At 44.0% G+C, this 3368-nt stretch carries 3 protein-coding genes and 1 pseudogene; 2 read left to right on the top strand and 2 right to left on the bottom strand.

The genetic code is table 11. The features are described 5' to 3' along the window. Positions 1–3: 3 nt before the first annotated feature. A complete protein-coding gene (gene neuB, locus Q1K24_RS09605) occupies positions 4–987 on the top strand; it encodes an N-acetylneuraminate synthase (protein ID WP_300369468.1) in 984 nt (327 codons plus the stop codon). Beyond that, positions 984–2150 carry a UDP-N-acetylglucosamine 2-epimerase gene (neuC, locus tag Q1K24_RS09600; protein WP_300369465.1) on the top strand — a complete coding sequence of 389 codons (1167 nt, stop codon included), beginning with the start codon at positions 984–986 and terminating at the stop codon, positions 2148–2150. Before neuB ends, neuC begins: the two co-directional genes overlap by 4 nt. On the opposite strand, the gene Q1K24_RS09595 is transcribed toward neuC, so the two are convergent. Both Q1K24_RS09595 and Q1K24_RS09590 read right to left on the bottom strand, forming a co-directional pair. Then, on the bottom strand, positions 2147–3163 hold the full coding sequence (locus Q1K24_RS09595) for a radical SAM protein (RefSeq protein ID WP_300369462.1): 1017 nt from the start codon (positions 3161–3163) through the stop codon (positions 2147–2149). The genes neuC and Q1K24_RS09595 overlap by 4 nt on opposite strands. Then, positions 3156–3368, bottom strand: a pseudogene (locus tag Q1K24_RS09590) (acylneuraminate cytidylyltransferase family protein); the annotation flags it as partial. The pseudogene Q1K24_RS09590 and the gene Q1K24_RS09595, both read right to left, overlap by 8 nt.

Here is a 3368-nt window from a genome sequence, read left to right as displayed (position 1 = left end):
TTTATCATCGCCGAAGCGGGAGTGAACCACAATGGTTCGATCGAACTGGCGGAAAAGCTGATCGATGTTGCGGCAGACGCTGGCGCAGATGCCGTGAAGTTTCAAACTTTCAAGGCAGAAAAATTGGTCTCTAAGACGGCAAAGAAAGCGGCTTATCAGATGAATACGACTGACGCTTCCGAATCGCAGTACGAGATGATAAAAAAGCTTGAACTCGATGTTGATACCCACAAAGAATTGATCGCCTATTGCAAAACAAAAGAGATCATGTTCCTCTCGACACCATTCGATCACGAGAGTATAGAACTCCTGCATGATCTTGGCCTCGAAATCTTCAAAATCCCTAGCGGAGAGATCACCAATCTTCCCTATCTGCGTCATATTGGTTCTCTGGGAAGACAGATCATTCTCTCGACAGGGATGGCCGATATCGGCGAAATCGAAGATGCACTTGATATACTTACTACCGCCGGTACTCCCAAAGAGAAAATCACAATTCTGCATGCCAATACGATGTATCCGACCCCGATGGAAGATGTCAATCTCAAAGCAATGCAAACTATCGCATGCGCTTTTGGGTGTAATGTGGGCTACAGTGACCATACCCTTGGCATTGAAGTACCCATTGCCGCCGTGGCGATGGGCGCGAGGGTAATCGAAAAACATTTCACCCTAAACCGAACAATGGAGGGACCCGACCATAAAGCGTCGTTGGAGCCCGATGAGCTGGCGTTAATGGTTCGCACCATTCGTAATATCGAAAAGGCACTGGGAGATGGTATAAAAAAAGCCTCTCCCAGTGAGCAGCCCAATATTTCCGTAGCCCGCAAGTCGATCGTGGCTGCCCGTCCCATCCGAAAAGGGGAGCGATTCACTGAAGAGAACCTGGCGGTCAAACGTCCTGGCACAGGTATCAGTCCCATGCATTGGGATGAGGTGCTTGGGATGCAAGCGGCTCGAGACTATGATGAGGATGAGCTGATATGAAAAAAATCTGTGTTGTTACCGGAACCCGAGCCGAATATGGATTGCTTAGACCATTGATGCATGCGATTCAAAAAGAGAAAGGATTTCAACTGCAGCTCATTGTGACAGGCATGCATCTTTCACCAGAGTTTGGCCTTACGGTCAAAGAGGTTGAAAAAGAGTTTGCAATCGACAAGCGAGTTGAAATACTTCTTTCATCTGATACACCCATCGGTATGACCAAGTCGATGGGTGTTGCAATGCTGGGCTTCGCCGATGCCTATAGCGAACTGCTACCAGATATATTGCTGATTTTAGGTGATCGGTTCGAAATTTTTGCGGCAGCTGCTGCTTCGGTTGGACATGGTATCGCAATTGCTCACCTGCATGGTGGAGAGACAACAGAAGGGGCAATCGACGATGTATTGCGTCATGCCATTACCAAAATGAGTCATTTGCACTTTACAGCAAATGAAGTGTATCGTAAGCGTGTCATTCAGATGGGGGAATCTCCCGATAGTGTTTTCAATGTCGGAGCGATCGGTGTCGATATTATCTCACAAATGCAACTACTTGATCGAGTTGCACTCGAAGCTACACTTGATTTTCATTTTGGCCCCAAAAATCTTTTGGTTACTTTTCATCCAACCACCCTTGAGTATGGTGCTGCGATAGAACAATTCCAGGCGCTTCTGGATGCACTCGATGAATTGGAAGAAACACACATCATTTTTACCAAAGCCAATGCTGATGCCGAGGGCAGAGCAATCAATGCAATGATAGATCGATATGTCGGCAAAAACCCTGGCCGCACCATTGCATTTACGTCGATGGGACAGTTACGCTACCTCTCTGTTATGCAGTTTGTGGATGCTGTTGTCGGCAATAGTTCCAGTGGCATTCTGGAGGCACCCAGCTTTAAAATCGGAACAATCGATATCGGCAATCGTCAAAAAGGGCGCATCAAAGCCGAGAGTGTTATTGAGTGCAAGCCGACAAAGGAGGCGATATCAGAGGCGTTGTTGAGACTGTACTCTCCTCCTTTTCAACAAAGCCTGCCACATATCAAGAACCCCTATGAAGGTGAAGCGACAATACAGAAAATTATCACTCTGCTCCGTGTGGTCGACCCATCGAAACTATTGAAGAAATCGTTTTACGATGTAACGACAATAATCGATTAATTTTTATAGGTTTTTTTATACAGATCCGGTAAAAAGCATTTTCTACAGATGGCAATTTGATCATAGTTGCCATTTTTATGCAGTTCTCTGATTTTATTGTACTTTTCTTTATGCCATAGATCATACAGTTTCTCCTCCCGCCAATTGCCTATGACATACTCGTCTTCGGCATCCACACAGCATACGGTTACATTTCCGTTGCATTTGAGAAACATGCGCTGAAAAAGTTGTTCGCAACTGAAACCGTCGACTTTTTCATATTCATGTTTTTTATCCGGATGGCGTTCGTTGAAAATTCCGTAACCCAATGAATCCACCAATCCATCCCACATAATTTTCATCGCTTCGAATTGTTGTTTCCACACTTCTCCTTCGTACATGACCATCGAAAGCCGAATGTGTGTTTGTGGGTAAAATTGGTCTCGCAGTTTGATGAAACCGTAGACATTGTCGATCACTTTGCCGATTGTCGTACCAACGCGTTGCTGTTCATAAAGTTTTGGATTAACGGCATCGAAGGAAACGAAAACTTTGTCAATACCAGCATCGAGTATCTTTTTTGACATCTCTTCCGTCAATAGAACCGCATTGGTGTTGATCATGACATCGATCACTCCTTTTTTCTTGGCATATTCGACCTGAAAGGCGATATCTTTATGCATCAGTGGCTCACCAAGATACTGCAGCTTGATGCTTTTAACCCCATGTTCGATCGCTTGATCGATAATGTCAATATACTCGTCTTTCGTAATGTATCGATGTTTTTGCACCATTTTGCTTTGATCAAAGATCGTTCTGGAGCACATGGGACACTTCAGATTGCATAGATCCGTCGTTTCGATATCGAGATGAAGAGGGAAATCGGAAGTAATGTGTTTTTGTGGATACTCGGACCATCGTCTGCGGTAGTCGAAATAGTCCTCTCCCCGGTAGCTTTCCCATTTTTTTGAGAAAACAATTTCGTTTGCATTGTAATTGACTTTTTCCTCTTTTTTTACAATATGCTCAGGCATCTCTTTTCCTCCTTAATTGTAACAACGTCGTTGCCAGAATATAATCAAGTTCTGTGTCTATATCAACTGAATGTTCTTGACTCATAAGATATGCATAGATGTTTTTATCCAGAAAAAATCGCTTTTCCTTAACCAAAAGATCGGTTTTTATCATATAAAATGAACCATTGATGCGATAATACGTTGGAAGGTCCTGTGTTCGTGT

Source organism: Hydrogenimonas sp., from assembly GCF_029932565.1.
GTDB lineage: Bacteria > Campylobacterota > Campylobacteria > Campylobacterales > Hydrogenimonadaceae > Hydrogenimonas.
The sequence above is the reverse complement of the archived record's forward strand: the minus strand, read 5'-3'. Positions and strand labels throughout refer to the sequence as shown.